18 protein-coding genes and 2 pseudogenes are annotated in these 19,950 nt (G+C 67.6%); 13 read left to right on the plus strand and 7 right to left on the minus strand.

What is annotated here, in order from left to right; all coding sequences use genetic code 11:
- The 6 genes and pseudogenes from ACH4K1_RS16725 to ACH4K1_RS16750 form a co-directional block, all read left to right on the plus strand.
- Positions 1-2,231, plus strand: a pseudogene (locus ACH4K1_RS16725) (hypothetical protein); the annotation flags it as partial.
- 48 nt (positions 2,232-2,279) lie between these two features.
- Complete coding sequence (locus tag ACH4K1_RS16730) at positions 2,280-2,723, plus strand: hypothetical protein (RefSeq protein ID WP_398090057.1); 444 nt, start codon at positions 2,280-2,282, stop codon at positions 2,721-2,723.
- A 323-nt stretch (positions 2,724-3,046) separates the two neighbouring features.
- On the plus strand, positions 3,047-3,643 hold the full coding sequence (locus ACH4K1_RS16735) for a pentapeptide repeat-containing protein (RefSeq protein ID WP_398090058.1): 597 nt from the start codon (positions 3,047-3,049) through the stop codon (positions 3,641-3,643).
- A 121-nt stretch (positions 3,644-3,764) separates the two neighbouring features.
- Positions 3,765-4,413: pseudogene (locus ACH4K1_RS16740) on the plus strand (winged helix-turn-helix domain-containing protein); the annotation flags it as partial.
- A gap of 22 nt (positions 4,414-4,435) precedes the next feature.
- Positions 4,436-5,212: a hypothetical protein gene (locus tag ACH4K1_RS16745; RefSeq protein WP_398090059.1), complete on the plus strand. Its 777-nt coding sequence runs from the start codon at positions 4,436-4,438 to the stop codon at positions 5,210-5,212.
- Between the two features lie 354 nt (positions 5,213-5,566).
- Positions 5,567-6,112, plus strand: coding sequence for a hypothetical protein (locus tag ACH4K1_RS16750; RefSeq protein ID WP_398090060.1), 546 nt, complete (start codon positions 5,567-5,569; stop codon positions 6,110-6,112).
- A gap of 62 nt (positions 6,113-6,174) precedes the next feature.
- On the opposite strand, the gene ACH4K1_RS16755 is transcribed toward ACH4K1_RS16750, so the two are convergent.
- A complete protein-coding gene (locus ACH4K1_RS16755; protein WP_398090061.1) occupies positions 6,175-6,942 on the minus strand; it encodes a transposase in 768 nt (255 codons plus the stop codon).
- Positions 6,943-7,020: 78 nt separating this feature from the next.
- Here ACH4K1_RS16755 and ACH4K1_RS16760 point away from each other — a divergent pair, with 78 nt between their 5' ends.
- Positions 7,021-7,398: a hypothetical protein gene (locus ACH4K1_RS16760; protein WP_327174307.1), complete on the plus strand. Its 378-nt coding sequence runs from the start codon at positions 7,021-7,023 to the stop codon at positions 7,396-7,398.
- Positions 7,399-7,581: 183 nt separating this feature from the next.
- Positions 7,582-8,388, plus strand: coding sequence for an immunity 49 family protein (locus ACH4K1_RS16765; protein ID WP_398090062.1), 807 nt, complete (start codon positions 7,582-7,584; stop codon positions 8,386-8,388).
- A gap of 544 nt (positions 8,389-8,932) precedes the next feature.
- On the opposite strand, the gene ACH4K1_RS16770 is transcribed toward ACH4K1_RS16765, so the two are convergent.
- Positions 8,933-10,357 carry an FG-GAP and VCBS repeat-containing protein gene (locus ACH4K1_RS16770; protein ID WP_398090063.1) on the minus strand — a complete coding sequence of 475 codons (1,425 nt, stop codon included), beginning with the start codon at positions 10,355-10,357 and terminating at the stop codon, positions 8,933-8,935.
- A 219-nt stretch (positions 10,358-10,576) separates the two neighbouring features.
- On the opposite strand from ACH4K1_RS16770, the gene ACH4K1_RS16775 reads away from it, so the two are divergent.
- Both ACH4K1_RS16775 and ACH4K1_RS16780 read left to right on the plus strand, forming a co-directional pair.
- The gene (locus ACH4K1_RS16775; RefSeq protein ID WP_398090064.1) at positions 10,577-11,473 is read left to right on the plus strand and encodes a methyltransferase; all 897 of its coding nucleotides are present in this window, start codon (positions 10,577-10,579) and stop codon (positions 11,471-11,473) included.
- 171 nt (positions 11,474-11,644) lie between these two features.
- Positions 11,645-12,625 (plus strand): alpha/beta hydrolase fold domain-containing protein, encoded by a 981-nt coding sequence (locus tag ACH4K1_RS16780; RefSeq protein WP_398090065.1) that lies wholly within the window; start codon positions 11,645-11,647, stop codon positions 12,623-12,625.
- A gap of 216 nt (positions 12,626-12,841) precedes the next feature.
- Here the strand turns inward: ACH4K1_RS16780 and ACH4K1_RS16785 are convergent, their stop codons facing one another.
- The gene (locus tag ACH4K1_RS16785) at positions 12,842-13,429 is read right to left on the minus strand and encodes a YciI family protein (RefSeq protein WP_398090066.1); all 588 of its coding nucleotides are present in this window, start codon (positions 13,427-13,429) and stop codon (positions 12,842-12,844) included.
- Between the two features lie 81 nt (positions 13,430-13,510).
- The gene (locus ACH4K1_RS16790) at positions 13,511-13,867 is read right to left on the minus strand and encodes a hypothetical protein (protein WP_398090067.1); all 357 of its coding nucleotides are present in this window, start codon (positions 13,865-13,867) and stop codon (positions 13,511-13,513) included.
- A 133-nt stretch (positions 13,868-14,000) separates the two neighbouring features.
- On the opposite strand from ACH4K1_RS16790, the gene ACH4K1_RS16795 reads away from it, so the two are divergent.
- On the plus strand, positions 14,001-14,798 hold the full coding sequence (locus tag ACH4K1_RS16795; RefSeq protein WP_398090068.1) for a Scr1 family TA system antitoxin-like transcriptional regulator: 798 nt from the start codon (positions 14,001-14,003) through the stop codon (positions 14,796-14,798).
- Entirely contained in the window at positions 14,755-15,000 is a 246-nt protein-coding gene (locus ACH4K1_RS16800; RefSeq protein ID WP_398090069.1) for a DUF397 domain-containing protein, read from the plus strand. The genes ACH4K1_RS16795 and ACH4K1_RS16800 overlap by 44 nt, the downstream gene beginning before the upstream one ends.
- A gap of 54 nt (positions 15,001-15,054) precedes the next feature.
- On the opposite strand, the gene ACH4K1_RS16805 is transcribed toward ACH4K1_RS16800, so the two are convergent.
- From ACH4K1_RS16805 to ACH4K1_RS16815, 3 genes are all read right to left on the minus strand, one after another.
- Complete coding sequence (locus ACH4K1_RS16805; protein WP_398090070.1) at positions 15,055-17,442, minus strand: ATP-binding cassette domain-containing protein; 2,388 nt, start codon at positions 17,440-17,442, stop codon at positions 15,055-15,057.
- A gap of 209 nt (positions 17,443-17,651) precedes the next feature.
- Positions 17,652-18,065: a VOC family protein gene (locus ACH4K1_RS16810; RefSeq protein ID WP_073766307.1), complete on the minus strand. Its 414-nt coding sequence runs from the start codon at positions 18,063-18,065 to the stop codon at positions 17,652-17,654.
- A gap of 5 nt (positions 18,066-18,070) precedes the next feature.
- Positions 18,071-18,496: a helix-turn-helix transcriptional regulator gene (locus ACH4K1_RS16815; protein ID WP_398090071.1), complete on the minus strand. Its 426-nt coding sequence runs from the start codon at positions 18,494-18,496 to the stop codon at positions 18,071-18,073.
- A gap of 287 nt (positions 18,497-18,783) precedes the next feature.
- On the opposite strand from ACH4K1_RS16815, the gene ACH4K1_RS16820 reads away from it, so the two are divergent.
- Positions 18,784-19,941 carry an acyl-CoA dehydrogenase family protein gene (locus ACH4K1_RS16820; RefSeq protein WP_228994924.1) on the plus strand — a complete coding sequence of 386 codons (1,158 nt, stop codon included), beginning with the start codon at positions 18,784-18,786 and terminating at the stop codon, positions 19,939-19,941.
- Positions 19,942-19,950: the final 9 nt, after the last annotated feature.

Consider the following 19,950-nt stretch of genomic DNA (forward strand, 5'->3'; position numbering starts at 1 on the left):
ACGAGTGGCGCGAGGACGGCGATCTGGTCGAGGAGAACAACCGGCGCCGCGAGGAGATCGCCGAGGCGTGGGCGGCGTTCCAGGCGGTGGAGCGCACCTGCTACAACAAGATCATCTCCTTGGTGCCCGGCGGCAAGCCCCTCACGGTGAACGACGGCTCCGGCGGCAAGCACATGCACGGGTATGACGCCGAGGCCCTGAAGCAGGCCAAGGGGCTGCCGTGGGGTGATCCGGTCAAGGAATCGACCCCCTGGTACCAGTCCTACGAACACGTCTGGGACTTCGGCAAGGGCTTCGTCGTCGACGGTGTCTGGGGCACGGTCAAGGGGCTGGGCACCCTGGTGGGTGTCGACGGCTGGGAGAGCATGAAGCAGGCGTGGACCGGCCTGGGCAACCTCACCACGGGTGTCATCCTCACCGTCACCGCACCGCATGTGCTGTGGCTGACACCGGAGAAACACCTGCCGGGCTTCGTCAGGGACGCGCGCAACGCGATGAAGGAGACCGGGAAGGCGCTGATCGCCTACGACCAGTGGGGCGAGAACCCGGCCCGCGCGGGGGGTGCGGTCACCTTCAACGTCCTGACGACGGTCTTCACCGGCGGCGCCGGGGGCGGCGTCTCCGGCGCCGGCAAAGCCGCCGCCGCGGCGAAGGCCCTCTCCTTCGCCAACAAAGCGGGCCGCGTCGTGGACCCGACCACCTACCTCTTCAAGGGCGCAGGCGCCGGCCTCACCAGGATCAGCGACGTCATGACCGGCCTGAAGAACACGGGCCACATCGAGATCCCGCCCCTCCCGCCGGGCGTGGTGACCCTGCCGGAGGGCGGGTTCAAGTTCGGTGACGGCACCCTTCACCTGCCCCCGGGCGCAACCGTCCCGGAAAGCGCGTTCGAAATCCCCAGAGGCTCGGTCAAACTCCCGGCCGGCGCGGAGATCCCCACCGGAGCGGTATACCTCGGCGACGGCATCGTCCACCTCCCCGAAGGCATGACCCCACCCGCGGGCTCCCTACCGATCCAGGAAGGCGCCCTCAAACTCCCCGAAGGCACCACCGCCCTCCCCCAAGGCACCGCCAGAGGCATCGACGACCACGGCAACGTCATCCACCTCGACCGCCAGGGCAACATCCTCAGCGAGGACGGCACCCTCAAACAACACCACACAAACGCCCGCCCCGAGAACCCACCGGCCGACAGCCCGGTACCCGCCGAAGCGGGCAGCCCCCTCCCCCGCACACCCGCCCACGAGTCGGCCCTGGTCGGCGCGGGCGCACGCGGCGGCAGCGACACAGTGCGGCTGGGCTCGGACGTGAGCGATGCAGGAAGTATGGAAATCGCTCCTTCTGGGTCCAGTCCGACCGATCTTCCTGTGGGTGCACCAAGCCATCACGCTCCACACGCCAATGCGGGAGACCCGGGAGTATCGTCACGCGTAGGAGACGAGCCGGCGCCTCGCACGAGCGGCCAGGACCTAAGCGGCAGTGCATCAGCAGAGGGCTCCCCGCCCCACGTGCCCCAAACCGATAGCTCCGCTGCAAAGCCGTCCGGTGCCAACTCGACCGACCCGTCTCATCCAGGTGGTTCCGGCGATCAGCACCCGGACGGTGCATCACCCCACAACAGCGAGGGAAACGCGGAGCGTCCCGGTACAACGGAACCCGCAGATCCTCTGGAGCAATCGAAGGACCGGGAAGACAAGCCTGCGGCAGGCTCGGAAGGCGACAACACACCGGATTACACCAGGCCCGCCCTCCTACCCGCGGAGGGCCCCCTCACACTGAGAGATGTACGCAATACCCGCCCCACACGTACCCGATGGGAGCGCGGTGAGGAGTACCACCGCCAGATGTGGGGCGGAGGGCAGGAGAAGCACTACCCGGTCCCAACCAGCAAGGATTCACGGTATCCCGTGACGGCCCGTGGCGGCCGAAAGGTGGACGTCCCGGTCACGATGCCGGATGGGCGTACTGTCGCCGTGGAGGTAAAGACGTACGGCCCCTACCGGAGCATTACTCTCAAAGATGGCAATCGTCGGTCGATCCGTAACGAAGTACCACTCAGTGCACATATAAAAGAGCAGATCCATAAGGATCTGGCGTTGAGGGAGATCGACCCCAAGTACGACCCGCGCTGGTCCTTCACCCACGCAGGCCCGTCGGACGATCTTCGAGCCTACCTCAAGAAGGTTAAGATAATATTCCTTGAGTACGGGAAGACGCCCAAGAAATATTAGAATCGCGGATGAAAACGCCGCAAAATTGGAAAGTGAAGCGAATAGGCCATGAATGAAAACGGACCGTCGCCCGTAACAGATATTTCTGAGTGGGCCGAGGGCGCTCATGAACGCGCAGCCGGAATTGCGGAAATGCTCGGCGTAGCGGTCGAGGACTACACCAAGAGCCCGATTTCACTGCTGCCCAATCTTCAGAATTATGTGGACAGGCTGCCCCTTCAGGATTTTGAGCAGTCAGATTGGGTGACTCTGCATACAGACCTGAGCGCTTATCTGGGCGATCTACTGGTCCTCAGCCATAACGCGGAATGGGTTAAGGTTGACGACCCTTCCTCACCGGTCGGATACCGCTACCTCATTCAGGCGGAAGGCACTGACGGAGAATTCCGACAAGTAGAGCCTTTCGATGTCGTCATGGAAGAGTTTGAACATCTCCCCATCGAAATTGGACGAATGATCGCCAATTCCGAGGAAGCCCTCCATCTGAATTGACACCCCCAGAAAACACGAAAACAGTCCTAGTCGACTTATCGAGCGCAGACCCATGGGCTCCTTTTCGGTCCGCAGCGGACGCAGCGGACGCAGCGGACGCACAGGTCTACCAGACTTGGGCGAATATCTTCACCTCCATGATCGTCGAAAAGAATCGCATAGTAATCCTCGACGTGCGCAACGCAAATCAAGCAGCAATTGACAGCGTGAAGGGAATTATCGAAACCCACAACTGGGGAGATCACGCCATCTGGTACCCATAAAAATGGAAGCCGATTACATTCCCGAACGATCCTCAAGCAACCCATCAGATAAAAGAATGGATGACCGAGGAGGGATATAGCCTGTTCGGGATCGAGCACGACTTTCGAGGTGCCGATCTATCGGGCGGAGACTTTACAAAGGCGTGGTTCACACAGGCGGTTTTGGTGAATGTACGGATGATTGGAGCAACCTTCTATCGAGCCGACCTCCAGTCGACCGATCTCACCAGCGCTGATCTGACCGGTGCCGATCTCGTGAGGGTGAATCTTGACGGTGCCGTACTTCGGTCGGCGCGGCTCGATGGTGCCGACATGACCAAGGCTTCGCTGCAAAGAGTCGACGCTTCAGGAGCGAGCTTCAGAGGCACACGAATCTTGGGAGCCTCTCTATTCGGCGTTGATATGAGGGGGGCGGATCTGACCAGCGCGACCCTGTTCCAGAACACCTTTAAGATCACAGTCGACGACGCCACGATCATGCAAGGCCTGACCGGTACTGTTTTCGGACCGATCACCGTTTTCGAAGACGGATTGTCCCGCGATTTGGCCGGGTCCGAACTTGAGGCATGGGTCGCTGAGCGAGGTGGGCAAGCGCAAGTGATTCCTCCGCACCGCCCGCCGCAAAAAGGAAACGAGTCGAGGCCCACAGCAGATTAAGCGTTGTCTCGTAAATGATCTATTGATCCGAAACGCTTTGGCTTCAGGCTTGTTGATGGCGTGTGAGTGATCTGGTGGGGATGCGCGGGCCTGGTCGCCGGATGCGCAGAAGGCCGCGCGGTTGCTGGCGGTGTCCGCGCTGGTGGAGGGCCGGGGCCGGGTGGAGGTTGCCGCCCTCTTCACGGTGTCGGTGAGGGCCGTGGAAAACTGGTGGGCGAAGTGGCAGGGCGGGGGCCGGGATGCACCGCTTCCCGCCCGCGAGGCCGTCGCGCGGGTGAGAACCAGGTCCTGTCGGAGTCCGAGCAGGCTGCCGCCCGCCAGGTTGGCCTCGCTCAAATCCCCTGCGATCTGGGGCTTTCGGGTCAGCTGTGGACGCGGGGGCAGATAGGCGAGCTGATCTTCAAGCTGTACCGGGTCCGCTTCACCGAGCCCGGGGTGGGCAAGTACCTCAAACGTTGGGGCCGACCTCCCAGCGTCCGGGCAAGCGGGCGGTCGAGCAGGGCGAGGAGGCAGTCCGCCTCTGGCGCGAGGAGACCGGGCCGGCGATCCGGACCAGGGCGAAGGCGGAGAACGGCGAAGTACCCTTCACCGACCAGGTCGGGGTCCGCTCGGACCAGGTCACCGGCCGCACCTGGGGCGCCAACGGCCGAACACCGGTCGTCCGCCGGACCGGGAACCGGTTCTCCGTGAACGCGATGTCCGCGATCAACACCCGCGGCCGGTTGCACTTCATGGTCTTTACCGAGACCTTCGACTCAAGCGGGAACTGCTGTCCAAGGGGATTGAGCTGAAGTGACCGACAGGCAAGGTGAACAGGCAGCATCCAAAGTCATGGAGCGTCTCCGCGTAGTGCAATGGGATGGCGATTGGAGTGATTCCTTTGGGAAGGCGATGTCGCGGCGGCTATTGATGCGAGAATACCTGAGGCGATCCGCGCTGTGGGCCCAGACATACTCCGCTGAGAGCGCTTGGCCGTTCTTCGATGTAACGGAGTACGTGGATCCAGAATTTATGCTTCCGCCCAGCACGGCGCACGAATTGGAAGATTTTCTCCGTGCACGAATGAGCGGAAGCGTCAAGGTAACCTGCCGTGGCGCCGTGCGCCTCGCGGAGCTACGTTTGCATGATCCCGCTATCGCGGCTACCGGCCTACCTGATCTCTACGAGCCGCTGATTCGCTTGTATGAGCGAGGGGGCGAATTCATGAAGGACAATGCCGGAGCCCTCGATCTGACAGGTGTCTCGTTTCGCCCAGGAAGCTTGCAGGGAAATGTGAGCAATATCCCAGTTGTCGCGCTCCACGACGCTGTGCTCGACGCCCTGGATGTTGAAGGACGCGTTACGTTCTACGCTTCTGATAATAATCGAGGGACGGTCTTCAGACGCCTTTTTCCGCAGGGGGGCGGGCAGCACGAAGAGGTATTCAGTGGACGTCTGGGATGGCAGCCGACAACCCGGCTATCCGCTATGGAGGCAGATGGTGACTGCGTTCGCATCTACGACCACGAAGCTGCCAGGATCATTGAGGAGGCCCTACTTGGTCTACCTAGGGCCGCAGGCCAGGAGTGAACCACGTCTGCCCAATTGCTGAAGTTTAGCTTGTGGGGTCGTAGCAGGTGACTCCTCATCGTGCAGCGCATCAACACGGCCTACGACACCTCCCATACCTCAGCCACCTCATAGACGGCTGTCTCGCCGAGACTGGCCTTCGGGAGCCTTCTGATCGATCTCCTGGTCCTCAATCACGTGCGATATGGGTCACGGCGCACACGCCCTGCCTCCTATCGAGCCGCGACCCTTCGAACCTTGAGGAGTTTTCCGTCCATGCTTATGCGTGCACCGAGAGAGAGTGGCTCGTGGTCCTGGAATCTGGAGGACGTTGCGGAGCCTGGCCTGGAATTCGCGCTCAGGACTGCGGCACGTATGAGTGAGGTGCTGGAGAAGCACGACCTGTTGGTGCCGTCCTCACTTGAGTGGGCCTGGTTCGAGACCGGAAGGGGCGGCCTGGGCATCCACAGCCGCCTGGACCTCGGTACGCGTTTGCTCGAAGATCCTGCACTGGCCGATGCACTCCGCGCCTGTCGGCCGACCAGCTATCCGCAGGCCGAGATCGGCGGAATCCTCGTGCTGGGTTCGGGTGCCTGGTTCGACGCTGACAGAAAACGGCACGGGGAACATCGTCTGGCGGAGCTCATGGTAGCGCCGGACGAGACGGACCTCTGGATCGAACTGTCCGTGCATCACGACGTCTGGGGCCAGTGCGATTTCCGCGGCGAGCCACATCCGGCCATCCACGCCAACAACGCGCCGCGGCTCGCCTTGGCCCTCCAAGAGCTCGCTCAGGTACTCGGGGCCGAAGCAGAACCCGGCGAGCCGACCTACTACGGTCGAGCGGAGGGGTACCGGCTACAGGCAGCCGACCTTGTTGACGGGCGGGGACCGGACCTCACCGATGCGATGCTCGGCTAAGGGCTGTCCCGTAAATGATCTGGGGGTCGGCCTGACATGCCTGTTCCTTGTCGGCCGTCCGTCTATCCGGCGAGGGCGAGGTTGTGAAGGCACGCGATGCCGAGCATGGCGTGGTGGACTCCGTCGCCTTTGAGTCGGCAGTCTCGGAGGATCTTCCAGTTCTTCATCCGGGCGAAGACGTGCTCGACGCGGGCACGGACCTGCTTGTGGGACTTGTTGTGGGCTTCCTTCCAGCCGGGCAGGTCTTCGCCCTTGCGCCTGCGGGGAGGCATGACGAGTCCGGTGCCTGGATAGCCGCCGTCGGCGATCGTGGTGGTCTTGCCGACGGCGGCCTTGGCGCCGGATTCCTCCCACGCCTTGCAGTCGTTGCGGTTTCCGGGCGGGGGGCGGCCGACCACAACGACCAGGCGGGTGTCGGCGTCGATGACGACCTGGTGGTTGGTGGAGTACCGGTAGTTCTTCGACTGTGCGGTGATGGCGTGGTCGCGGGTGGGCACGAGAGTGCCGTCCACGATCAGCACGGTGTCCTTGGCGAACCGTTTGCGGGGCTGAAGAGCGAGGATGGGTCCGAGGTGGTCGATGATGCGGTCTGCGGCGGACTTCGAGACCCCGAAGAGCGGTGCGAGCTGGCGCATCGTCAAGTTGGTTCGCCAGTACGCCGCGACCAGTAGTGCCCGGTCCTCCAGCGGAAGGCTCCACGGCCGGCCCTTGCGCACCGCGGCCGCACCCTCGCGCCGCAGTACGGTCACCAGCTTTCTGAAGGCGCGCGGGCTCAGCCCGGTGAACGGGGCTATCCAGAAGGGCTCCGACGCCGTGATCACACCAGCCACCGCTGGATCATCTCAGTTGCAGATGTCGCTGGTTTCGACTGATCCTTTGCCTATTCGACGGTAGAGAGGGAGGACGACATGGGGCTGACTCTGTTCCCGGGAGACGGAGACACCAGCAGCCCTGACGTCGCCTGGTCCTACAGCGGCTTCGCCGCGTTCCGGCGACAACTGGCGCGAGCCGAAGGCTTCACTCTCTCCGAGATGTGGGGCTTCGGCGGAGAGCGCCCCTGGAGTGACGTCTCCACCTCGCTCGAACCGCTCCTCGACCGCCCGGATGACGGCGGAGGCGAGCTATCGCCCATCGAGTGTGCCGCGCTCCTGCCCCGGCTGGAGGCGATCGTCGAGCAATGGCCGAACGAGGCCGACGTTCCTCGGGCACACATCGATGCGGCCCAACAGCTGACGGTCGTTCTGCGGCTCTGCGTGGCGAAGGACGTCGAGCTCCTCTTCCTCTGACCTCCGCGAAGCCGGATCCCTGACTCACGCTCCCGCAGTTACGGGACAACTCTTAGACACCCCATCCATCCGACCCGCACAGTTCTGAGGAAAGTACTAGAACTGTTATTGCAGGCTGATCGGCAAGAGTGATCCATGGTAGTGACTGTAGAACGACACGCGCGTCCTGAGATCGATGGCCGAGTGGCTGAGCGCCTGAGTGAAGAGTTCGAGACTAGCGTCCAGAACCTGAATACCTCCCCTGCGGTTTTTGGCATGGCCTTGAACGAGGCGTTCCTGCAAGTTCAAGTACATCAGGCCCTGAACCCTCGTGGAAATCGATTCGCAACGTGGGACGCCACGGTTTCAGCCATGCAGGTCGGCACGGCCGCCTTTGCTGCTGCCGGGATCAATGAAGGCCAGATCGAGGCACGCATCGATCACGAGATTCGAACCATCGAAGCTACAGGCCCGCAGTTCTATGCAAACGCAGGAACCTGGCTGACGACGCTGTGGTTCACTCTGGTCTGCAGGGATCAACACCGGATGGACCAGCTGTGTCGAATCCCGCTTCATCTGCTTCGGGAATCCGGGGCGGAGGCAGACGAATACATTTTCCATTGGGTAGATGCGTTGCAGACATACTGGCTTGAGCAGCCAGCGCTACCGGAAAAACTGACGGCTGCGATCGAGAAATCTCACCCCGACACCGCTACTATCGCACCGCGCGACCTGCTTCAATGCGTGCTGTACCCGCCGATCAACCTTTTCTACAAATTCCTCCGTAAAGATCATGAAGGGTTCAACGAGGCACTGGTTGAGGCACTGGAGCTCCACCGGACTTACTGGAGCGCACCGGAGCGGGCGGGAGACATCTCAGGCTTCCTGGCTCTCGGCCCGCTTGCCATCGCGTGCCTCGCCTACGATGCCGGCTTTCCGATCGAGGTAGAGTCCGACTATCTACCCATTCGGCTTCTCGACCGGTCATGGGTGGGCGAATTCGATACGTAACTGCTCGGGCCATCGCCGGTGGCTGTCGAGGCATGCCTGGCGCGGGATGCCGGCGAAGTCGTCTTGTAGTCCTGTGACGGGTTTTTGTGGTGGGCGGGGGCGGGCGGACGTTGTCCGATCCGATTGGGCGGGGTTCCCTACGCCATACCGTACGGCCAGGGGGCCACGCTCCTGCTGTGTCGTCCTCTCGCATCGCTGCGCCTGCTCACACGCCGGTCCCGGGCCCCGAGCTTCTCGTCCGGTTGCCCAGCCGGATACCTGGTTCACGAACGTGCTCGGCACTTCGGCGAGGACTTCGTCGTCGACAGTTTCCGGGCACGGTCAAGGGCCTGGAGATCCTCATCGACATCGAAGGCGGGGTTGCCGTCAGGCACGGATGGACCGGGAGCGACGACATCAGCCGGGCCGAGCAGCGTGGTTGGGGCGTCGTCGGGGTGCGAGGCTAAAGGCAGGCGAGTAAGGCGGGCGGAGGCCGCCCGACAGCGGACATGCGGCGGCCCCGGAGAAGCGAGCGCTTCTCCGGGGCCGCCGCATGTCCTCCTCGTCAGCCCAGCCAGTTGCCGAAGCGGACCGGCGACGGCGTCACGCCCAGGCTCGACTCGCCGAAGGAGACGCTGCCCTTCGTGACCGGGCCCGTGCTGCTGCCCTTGAAGAGCCAGACGCCGCCCTGGTTGGTGTTCTCGCCCGGTGCGCCCACCGCCAGCGTGGCGGGTACGCCCTTGGCTCCGGCCACCACGTGGACCTCGCCGCCGAACGCGTCGCCGCTCTCGTCGGCCCCGGGGACGTTCGCCGTGGACTGGCCGATCACCTTCGTGTCCGCGCCCGTGATGCCCGACGCGCGGCCCTTGAAGACCAGCACCCCGCCCGCGTCCTTCGCCGTGCCCACGTCCTCGCCCGGCAGACCCACGACGACCTCGCCGTAGCCGTCGCCGTCCAGGTCGCCCACGGCCGCGCTGGCGCCCATGGCGTCGCCCACCTCGTCCGCGCCCGGCACCCCGGCGGTCGCCTGCGTGATCCACTTCGGCTTCCACGCGGTGTTCTGGCCCTTCGGCCCGCCGTAGACGACCGCCACCGCGCCGCCCTTGCTCGGGAAGTCGAGGTCGCTGTCCATGCCGGTCGGCCGGCGCGTGAAGACCAGGTCCGGGTACGCGTCACCGTTGACCGAACCGACCGTCACCGAGGAATGGGACAGGTACGTCCCCGCCGCGGCGACGATCGGGGCGTGGGTGAAGCCGGTCCCCGTCGACAGGTACAACTGCGTGCTGTCGCAGTCCGGTTCGTCGCTGCAACCGGTGCGGACCAGCAGGTCGTCCTTGCCGTCGTTGTTGATGTCCACGGCCTGTACGCCTTCGAGGACACGGACGCCGTCGTCCACGGTGAGCGCCGTGCGCGTGGAGGCGACCGAGCCGTCGGCGCCGATGCCCTCGTGCAGGACGACCTTGCCGCTCCAGTCGCCCGACTCGATCCCGGCCGCGTCCGTACGGCCGTCTCCGTCGAAGTCGCCCAGCGCGTTCCCCTTGCCCTGGAACTCGACGGAGCGGGCGCCGAGGCCCTGCTTGCCGCCGAACAGGATGATCCCCTGGCCCGTGCCGGCGGTGGCCAGCAGGTCCGTGTAGCCGTCGCGGTCGATGTCGGCCGTCGCGCCCCCGCCGAAGCGGGCGTTCGCGGCGGCCGTTCCGGGAACCCCGGCCGTGTTCTGGTTGACCACGTGGCGCCGGGCCGGGCTGGCGCCCTTCGCGTCGCCCGGGTACACCACCAGGTACCCGGCCTTCTTCAGCCCGGACACCGTCCCGTCGGGTACCGAGGCGTACAGGTCCTGGTACCCGTCCCCGTTGAAGTCCACGTGCTGACGCGCGACGGCGGCAGGTCCGGCCGCCGTCGCCGTACCGGTCATGGCCGGTACGGCAGCCGTCGTCGCCGCGAGTGCGACGATCACCGCCGAAGCGGTACGGACACGAGAAGCGTTCACTGTTCATCCCCCTGAAAGACAGACGATGTCGGTCGGAGGGCCATCCGCCCCCCGCCCTCAGAAAGACCAGCCGCCCGGCGGATGGTTGTGCGGACCCGGCCGAGTTGTGGATCACGACGGCATCGGCCTCTTGCGTACGGAGCCGACTCCGTCGCCTCCTTCTTGCGTTTTCGGCAAGCTTGTATGCATAGGGCGCAACCCCTCCGTACGCTCGGCCGCATGGCTCACGCACACCAACACCCCCGTCCGCACCCGCACAGCCACACCCACACTCATGACGGCTCCGCCCACAGCCACGGCTCCGATGCGGCTCCCCCCGGCCTCCCGGAGATCCTCGATCTCGACGCCGCCCTCTTCGCACCCCACCTGACCGCGCTCACCGGGCGTATCGCCTGTCTGGCCGGTGACGACGTCCGGCACATCGTCGACCTCGGCGCGGGAACCGGAACCGGCGCCTTCGCCCTGCTGGAGCGGTTCCCCGCCGCCCGGGTGACCGCCGTCGACAACTCCCCCGCCATGCTGGAGCGGATCGTCGCGACGGCGCGGGAGCGGGGGCTCGGCGACCGCGTGCGGACCCTGGAGGCCGACGCCGGGGCGGGGCTGCCCGGCGTCGTCGACGCGGACCTCATCTGGGCGTCGGCGTCCCTGCACCACCTGGACGACCCCGCCACCGCCCTCGCGGGCATCCGCGCCGCCCTGCGCCCCGGCGGCCTGCTGGCCGTCGCGGAGGTCGACGGGATGCCGACCTTCCTCCCGGAGGGCGGCGAGGCCGGCGCGCTGGAGGCCCGCTGCCGTACGGCGCTCGACGGCCTGCATGCCGAGCGGCTGCCGCACCGGGGGGCCGACTGGGGTGCCCTGCTCACCGCCGCCGGGCTCTCCGTCGAGCAGGAGCGCGCCGAGCGGTGGGAGCTGCGCGCCCCGCTGCCGGAGGGGGTCGGCCGGTACGCGTTCCTGGTCTTCGAGCGCATCCGCGGCGCCCTGGAGGGGCATGTCGGCCCCGAGGACCTGGCCGCGCTCGACCGGCTCGTCGGCGGCGGACCCGAGGACGTACGCCACCGCGACGACCTCGTCGTACGGTCCACCCGGGAGACGTGGGCGGCCCGCCGCCCCGCCTGAGGCGCCCCGCCCGGGACGCGCCGGCCCCAGGAGTACGCACGGTGACGCCGATAGCATCCACGCGGAATTCGGACCGAAGCAGCCGAAGCAGCCGGAGTGGCCCGCAGCAGCCGGACGCTGACGCACGCAGACGGACGCAGACGGACGCAGACCGACGACGAGGAGCGAGGCATGCGATTCGCACTGGAGGCACTCTCCGCGGACGTTCCCGCCGAACAGGTCGCGGAGGCCCGCGCGTTCTACCGGGCGCGGGCCTCAGGCCGGGGGCCGGCCTCGTTCGAGGAGCTGCAGGCCGTCCGGGCGCGGCGGTCCGCTCCGCCCGCCGCCGATCCGCCCGCCGTCGAGGAGACGGCCGAAGCGGCCGGGGCGCGCGTCCCGGTCCGGGTCTTCCTGCCGTCCGGCGGCCCACCCCGCGGCGTCCACCTCGACATCCACGGCGGCGGCTTCTACATGGACACGGCGGCGCACGGCGACGTACGCAACCGGGCCCTCGCGGAGGCCCTGGGCGCCGTCGTCGTCAGCGTCGACTACCGGCTCGCCCCCGAGAACCCCTGGCCCGCCGCGCCCGACGACTGCGAGACGGCGGCGCTCTGGCTGGTCGAGCAGGCCGAAGCGCGGTTCGGGACCTCGCGGCTGACGATCGGCGGAGCCTCGGCCGGGGCCACCCTCGCCCTGGCCACCCTGCTGCGACTCAGGGACCGGAGCGCCCAGGACGTCCCGAGCGGGCCCGGCGGGGCGGCCCCGGCAGGCCGGTACGGAAAGGCGGTGAGCCGGTTCACCGGTGCCGCGCTCCAGTTCGGCACCTACGACCTGAGCGCGCTCACCCCGGCCGGTCGCCGTATCGCGGACGAGTACTTCCTCCGGGCGTACGTCGGCCACATCCCGGACCGCGACCGCACCCTTCCCGACATCTCGCCCCTCTACGCCGACCTCACCGGACTCCCTCCGGCCCTGCTCGTCGTGGGCGCGGAGGACGTCCTGCTGGAGGACAACCTGACGCTGGCGGGCCGGTTGTCGGCGGCCGGGAACGACGTCGAGCTACGCCTCTACCCCGTCGCGCCCCACGGCTTCACCGGCCACCCCACCGCCCTCGCCGCCACCGCGCTCGCCGGCATCGACTCCTGGTTGCGGGAACGGCTCACTCGCCCCTGACGCGGGAGTGCAGGTGCATAGGCCGCCGCGTCGGCCGCCTCCCACGGACGCAGCACCAGCCCGCCGCCGGGCGCCACCGGTTGCGGGGAGCCGGAGAGACGGCCGGAGGGGAGCGTGGGCGGCGTCGAGAGCACGCGGTTCATGGGCCCGTGGTCGCCCCTGCGTCAAAGGCGCGGGCCCGCACTCGCCCCGGCTGACCGAAGGCCGGTCGGCGCGTCAGTTCCGTCCGCCGCGCTCCCAGCGCTGCGCCGCGAGCGTCACGGACCGTCCACCGGCCAGCCGGTCCGCGAACGGCTGGACCAGTCCCCGTGCCTCGCCCGGAAGCGCCCGCACGGCAGCGACCACTCCCGTCGTCCCGGTCCCCTCGTCATCGACCAGAGCGGCCACGAAGACCAGCCGACCGTCCGGCTCCGCACCCACCAACTCCCGCCGCCTGGTTACGTCATGAACGGCACCGCCCGGAGCGTCGGCCGAGACGGGCCACTGAGCGGTGACGAGCGTGTACGGGACGTCCGCAGCTGGTTCACGGTGCAGCAGCACCTCAGCCGCGACGACCAGGAGGTCCCGGTAGAGGCCCGCCTTCCAGAACGGCTCCTCGCGCGCGAACCGCTCCGCCTCCGCCCGTTCGACAAGGTCGACCACGTGGACGCTCCCCGTGTGCTCCTCCCCGTCGTCGGACACGGTGGGCCCCCGGAGTATCAGCCGGCCGTCGAACCGGTCCATGTAGGACCAGTGCTCCTCGCACAACTCCTGCAGCTGGTTCGCGACTTCGGGCTGGTCATGGGCGTACACGTAGAACGGCATGCCGCGACCGTACCGGAGGCGCCGGAACGGGCCCGGTCCACCCGGCCACGGCGGGAAGGCCGCCGTGACGCCCCTCCCGGCTCAGGGCCGCAGTGGAATCAGCCCGGGGCCCGATGGGTGCTCCGGCTCGAACGCGTCGGGAATCCCCAGCCGCAGTCCACGGCTCCGGGCGACCCGGTGCACGTCCCGCAGCGAGTGCGCCAGGGCGGCGGCGACGTGGCGGAGCTGTACGGCAGTGGACCGGTCGTCCTGGACCAGGTCGTCGGCGTGGTCGAGGAGTTCGTACGCCATGCCGAGCTGCATGGCCTCGACCTTGTCGGCCTCCCGCGAGACCTTCCCGCCGCCGCTGCCGACGACGTAACAGGGCCGCCCCGCCGTCCCGGTCCAGGGGAGGAGGCGGAAGGTGTTCGGGGATGCGTCGTTCGTGTCTTCGTTCATGAGGGCGTCAACTCCGTGAGCAGTGGGGGTGAATTCTCCGCTGGGTAGCGATCCACTCACAGAGTGCGAACGGCGGGACTAGGCTCGCCAGAGGGTGGGTGGTGACACCGAGTTCGTCGCACGGGAGTTGGCTGTGAGTAACACCTATGGCAAATGGTTGAAAGCCCGGCGGGAAGCGGCCGGCCTGACCCAACAGCAGCTCGCGGATCTGGCCCTGATGACGCGATCGCACATCTCGCACATCGAGGCGGGGCGTCGCATGCCGAGCGAGGAGGATGCTCGACGGCTCGACATGGCCCTGGGGACCGGCGATGTGCTGACGACCTTCCGGCCTCAGGCAGATGACCGTTCCGTCGCGGACCGATTCAAGGCGGCCCGGAAACTTGAGGAGCAGGCGACGTTCATCCGTGAGTTCGCCATCGCTTATTTTCCTGGGATCCTCCAGACGCGCCGGTACGCGGATGCGGTCCTGGGCACGGCGTTTCCGCCGTACAGCGACGAGGAACGTGACAGCGCCGTTGTCTCACGACTGGAACGGGCCAAGATTCTGGACCAGCCCACGTCGCCCGTAGTCTGGGCGCTGCTGGATGAAGCTGTCCTCCGCCGCGTGGCGGGGAGTGCGGACATCATGGCGGAGCAGATCATGCACGTGGTGCGTCTGGTCGAACGGAACCGCATCCGTGCCCATGTGCTGCCTCTGGGCGGCTCCATCTGCAACCTGCACCAGAGCATGGTGACGCTGATGAACTTCGCGGATCAGCCACCAGTGGCGTACTCAGAAGGCACGCAGGTGGCGAAGGTGCACGATGCGCCTCACTTGGTCGAGCGAATCGAAGCCACCTACGCTCTGGCCATGAGCGACGCGCTGTCCCTCCCCGAGTCGCTGAATGTGCTCAGGGCAGCGGCGAAGGAGTACGGATACCGTGAATGAAGGCGCCAACTCGGTTGTCGGCTGGCGGAAGTCGTCGTACAGCGGCCCCGACAAAGACAGCTGCCTCGAAGTCCACGACCACCACCCCACCGCCGTCCCCGTCCGCGACTCCAAGGTCCCCGGCGGGCCCGCCCTGCTCATCCCCGCCGCCGGGTGGACCTCCTTCGTGGACGCGGTGAAGAGCGGGGCCCTCTCCGCCTGACCCGGAGGCCGGACGGAGGGGGCCCGGAGCCGGGCCGGACGGGCCCGGCCCGCCTCACTCCCCCACGTACTCCGCCAGGTGCTCGCCCGTCAGGGTCGAGCGGGCCGCGACCAGGTCGGCCGGGGTGCCCTCGAAGACGATTCTGCCGCCGTCGTGGCCCGCGCCGGGGCCGAGGTCGATGATCCAGTCGGCGTGGGCCATGACCGCCTGGTGGTGCTCGATGACGATCACCGACTTTCCGGATTCGACCAGGCGGTCCAGCAGGCCGAGGAGCTGTTCCACGTCCGCGAGGTGCAGGCCGGTGGTCGGCTCGTCGAGGACGTAGACCCCGCCCTTGTCGGCCATGTGCGTGGCCAGCTTGAGGCGTTGGCGTTCGCCGCCGGAGAGGGTGGTGAGCGGCTGGCCGAGGCTCAGGTAGCCGAGGCCGACGTCCACGAGCCGGGTGAGGATCTTGTGAGCGGCCGGGATGGCGGCCTCGCCGGAGCCGAAGAATCCCTCGGCCTCGGTGACCGACATCGCCAGGACCTCGCTGATGTCCCGGCCGCCGAGGTGGTAGTCGAGCACAGACGGCTGGAACCGCTTGCCCTCGCAGTCCTCGCACGGGCTGGAGACGCCGGCCATGACGCCGAGGTCGGTGAAGATGACGCCCGCGCCGTTGCAGGTGGGGCAGGCGCCCTCGGAGTTGGCGCTGAAGAGGGCGGGCTTCACGCCGTTGGCCTTGGCGAACGCCTTGCGGATCGGCTCCAGCAGGCCGGTGTACGTGGCCGGGTTGCTGCGGCGGGAGCCCTTGATGGGGCTCTGGTCGACCGAGACGACGTTCTCGCCCGCCGGGATCGAACCGTGGACCAGGGAGCTCTTCCCGGAGCCGGCGACGCCCGTGATGACGGTGAGGACGCCGAGCGGGATGTCGACGTCCACGTCCTGGAGGTTGTGGGACGTGGCCCCCCGGATCTCCAGGGCGCCCGTGGGCTTGCGGACCTCCTCCTTGAGGGCGGCCCGGTCGTCGAGGTGGCGGCCGGTGACCGTGCCGGAGGCGCGCAGGCCCTCCAGGGTGCCCTCGAAGCAGACGGTGCCGCCCGCCGTGCCGGCGCCGGGGCCGAGGTCGACGATGTGGTCCGCGATGGCGATGGCCTCGGGCTTGTGCTCCACGACCAGGACGGTGTTGCCCTTGTCGCGCAGGCGCAGCAGGAGGTCGTTCATGCGCTGGATGTCGTGCGGGTGGAGGCCGATGGTCGGCTCGTCGAAGACGTAGGTGACGTCGGTGAGCGAGGAGCCGAGGTGGCGGATCATCTTGACGCGCTGGGCCTCGCCGCCGGACAGGGTGCCGGAGGGGCGGTCCAGGGCGAGGTAGCCGAGGCCGATCTCCACGAACGAGTCCAGCGTCTGCTGGAGCGCTTCGAGGAGGGGGGCGACCGAGGGCTCGTCCAGGTTCCGGACCCACTCCGCGAGGTCCCGGATCTCCATGGCGCAGGCGTCGGCGATGGAGATCTCGCCGATCTTCGAGGAGCGGGCGGCCTCGGTGAGCCGGGTGCCCTCGCACTCGGGGCAGGTGGTGAAGGTGACGGCGCGGTCGACGAACTCCCGGATGTGGGGCTGCATCGACTCGCGGTCCTTGGACAGGAACGACTTCTGGATCTTGGGGATCAGCCCCTCGAAGGTGAGGTTGGCCCCCTCGACCTTCACCTTGGTCGGCTCCTTGTAGAGGAAGTCCTGCATCTCCTTCTCGGTGAAATCGGCGATCGGCTTGTCCGGGTCGAGGAAGCCCGACTCCGCGTACGTCCGCACGGTCCACCAGCTGTCCGACTTCCAGCCGGGGATGGTGAACGCGCCCTCGGAGATCGACTTGGAGTCGTCGTAGAGCTGGCTGAGGTCGATGTCGGAGACGTTGCCGCGCCCCTCGCAGCGCTGGCACATGCCGCCGGTGCGGCTGAACGTCGCCTTCACGGCCTTCTTGTTGCCGCGCTCGACGGTGATCGCGCCGCTGGCGGTGACCGAGGGGACGTTGAAGGCGAACGCGCCGGGCGGGCCGATGTGCGGGTCGCCGAGCCGGCTGAAGAGGATGCGGAGCATGGCGTTGGCGTCGGTGGCGGTGCCGACCGTGGAGCGGGGGTCGCTGCCCATGCGCTGCTGGTCGACGATGATCGCCGTCGTCAGGCCGTCGAGGACGTCGACGTCGGGCCGCGCCTGCGAGGGCATGAACCCCTGGACGAACGCGCTGTACGTCTCGTTGATCAGCCGCTGGGACTCGGCGGCGATGGTGCTGAAGACCAGCGAGCTCTTGCCCGATCCGGAGACCCCGGTGAACACCGTCAGCCGGCGCTTCGGCAGCTCGATGCTGACGTCCTTCAGGTTGTTCTCGCGCGCGCCGTGCACACGGATCAGGTCGTGGCTGTCGGCGGCGTGCGGGGCCGTCGGCTGTTCGGTCTTCGTTCTCGGAGCCATGCTCGTCGTCTCTCCATCGGCTGGTGCGCCGGAGCTCGCCGGGTACGTAAGTCCGGCTGGGCGTACGGCTGTTGCGGCTGGTTCCACGGCTGTCGCGGGCGTCCGCGCCCGTGTGCGGAGCCTACGGGCCGGGCGGGGGGAGGCCGGGGCCCGGATGCCGGGCTCCGGCCCTGCGGGCGGGTGGGCGGGTGTGCGGTCGGCGGGTGATGCTACTTCTTGGCCTGGGTGATGCGCAGCATGTTCCCGGAGGGATCCCTGAAGGCGCAGTCGCGGGCGCCGTACGGCTGGTCGATCGGTTCCTGGAGCACTTCGCCGCCCGCGGCGCGGACCTGCTCGAAGGCCGCGTCCACGTCGTCGGAGGCGAGGATGACGCCCCGCAGCATGCCCTTGGCGAGGAGTTCGGCCATGGTCCGCCGGTCGGCGGCCGGGGCGTTCGGGTCGGCGAGCGGGGGCTCCAGGACGATCTCGACGTCCGGTTGCGCGGGAGACCCGACGGTCACCCAGCGCATGCCTTCGAACCCGACGTCGTTGCGCACCTCCATGCCCAGGGCGTCGCGGTAGAAGGCGAGCGCCTTGTCGTGGTCGTCGACGGCGATGAAGCACTGCGAAAGCTTGATGTCCATGGGTTTCACGCTACGGGCGGGGGAATGCGATCCGCTTCTCCGTTTCTGACCGGTCGTGTGAGCATCTTGGCGACGCAGGCGGGGACGGCCCCGCCGGCGTCGTGGGGGCGGGCCCGGTAGGCGCTCGGGCTCTCCCCGACCAGCTCCGTGAAACGGGAGCTGAACGAGCCCAGCGACGTACAGCCGACGGCGAAGCAGACCTCCGTGACGGACAGGTCGCCCCGGCGCAGCAGCGCCTTGGCCCGCTCGATGCGGCGGGTCATGAGATAGCTGTACGGGGTCTCGCCGAAGGCGGCGCGGAAGCTGCGGGAGAAGTGGCCCGCCGACATGAGCGCGTCGCGCGCCAGCGAGGGGACGTCGAGCGGTTCGGCGTACGCGCGGTCCATCCGGTCGCGGGCCCGACGCAGCCGGGCCAGGTCCTCCAGCCTCACTCCCCCACCTTCCCACGGCCGTCGCCGCCGGGCCCCTCGGTCTCCCGCTCGTCCGCTGTCCCCACGTCGGCCCCCGATGCGTTCCGTACGCGGTCCGTGCCCGTGGCCACGGCCGTCGCCCTCCGACCCCGATCCTCCCCCACCCCACTGACAACCGGGCTTCCGGCAATCGGGCCGGGTGCCGAGCATCACCCTGGACAGCGGCCACAACCGGCGGGTAACTTCGGAGGAGGACTGAGCAAGCGCTTAGCCGAGGACGACGCGACCGCCGACCAAGGAGGCACCCCGTGCGCCGTACGGTATTCAACGAGGACCACGAGGCGTTCCGGGAGACCATCCGCGCCTTCATCGCGGCCGAGGTCGTGCCGGTCTACGACGAGTGGTTCGCCGCGGGCCAGGCCCCGCGCGACTTCTACCTCAAACTGGGCGAGCTGGGCGTCTTCGGCATCGAGGTCGACGAGGAGTACGGCGGCGCGGGCATCGACTCGCACAAGTACGAGGCCGTCATCTACGAGGAGACCGCCCGCGCGGGCGTCTCCTTCGGCGGCTCCGGCGTGCACACGCTGCTCGGCCTGCCCTACATCAAGATGCTCGCCACCGAGGACCAGAAGAAGCGCTGGCTGCCGAAGTTCGCGACGGGCGAGGAGATGTGGGCCCTCGCGATGACCGAGCCGGGCACCGGCTCCGACGTCGCGGGCATGAAGACCACCGCCAAGCTCTCCGAGGACGGCACCCACTACGTCCTCAACGGTGCGAAGACCTTCATCACCGGCGGCGTCCACGCCGACCGCGTGATCGTCTGCGCCCGTACCGCCGCCCCCCGCGAGGACGACCGGCGCTTCGGCATCTCCCTCTTCGCCGTCGACACGAAGTCCGAGGGCTACTCGGTCGGCCGCAAGCTCGACAAGCTGGGCCTGCGGGTCTCCGACACCGCCGAGCTGGCCTTCGTCGACGTCAAGGTCCCCGTCGAGGACCTGATGGGCGAGGAGAACAAGGGCTTCGGCTACCTCGGCACCAACCTGGCATCCGAGCGCTGGGGCATCGCCTTCGGCGCGTACGCCCAGGCCGCGGCGGCCGTCCGGTTCGCCAAGGAGTACGTGCAGGACCGCACGGTCTTCGGCAAGACCGTCGCCTCGTTCCAGAACACCAAGTTCGAACTGGCCGCCTGCCAGGCCGAGGTGGACGCGGCCCAGGCCGTCGCCGACCGTGCGCTGGAGGCGCTGGACGCCGGCGAGCTGACGGCGGCCGAGGCCGCCTCCGCGAAGCTGTTCTGCACCGAGGTCGCGCACCGCGTCATCGACCGCTGCCTCCAGCTCCACGGCGGCTACGGCTTCATGAACGAGTACCCGATCGCCCGCCTCTACGCGGACAACCGGGTCAACCGCATCTACGGCGGCACCAGCGAGGTCATGAAGTCGATCATCGCCAAGTCCATGGGCCTGTAGAGGCGTTAC

Source organism: Streptomyces sp. NPDC017448 (assembly GCF_044330565.1).
GTDB lineage: Bacteria > Actinomycetota > Actinomycetes > Streptomycetales > Streptomycetaceae > Streptomyces.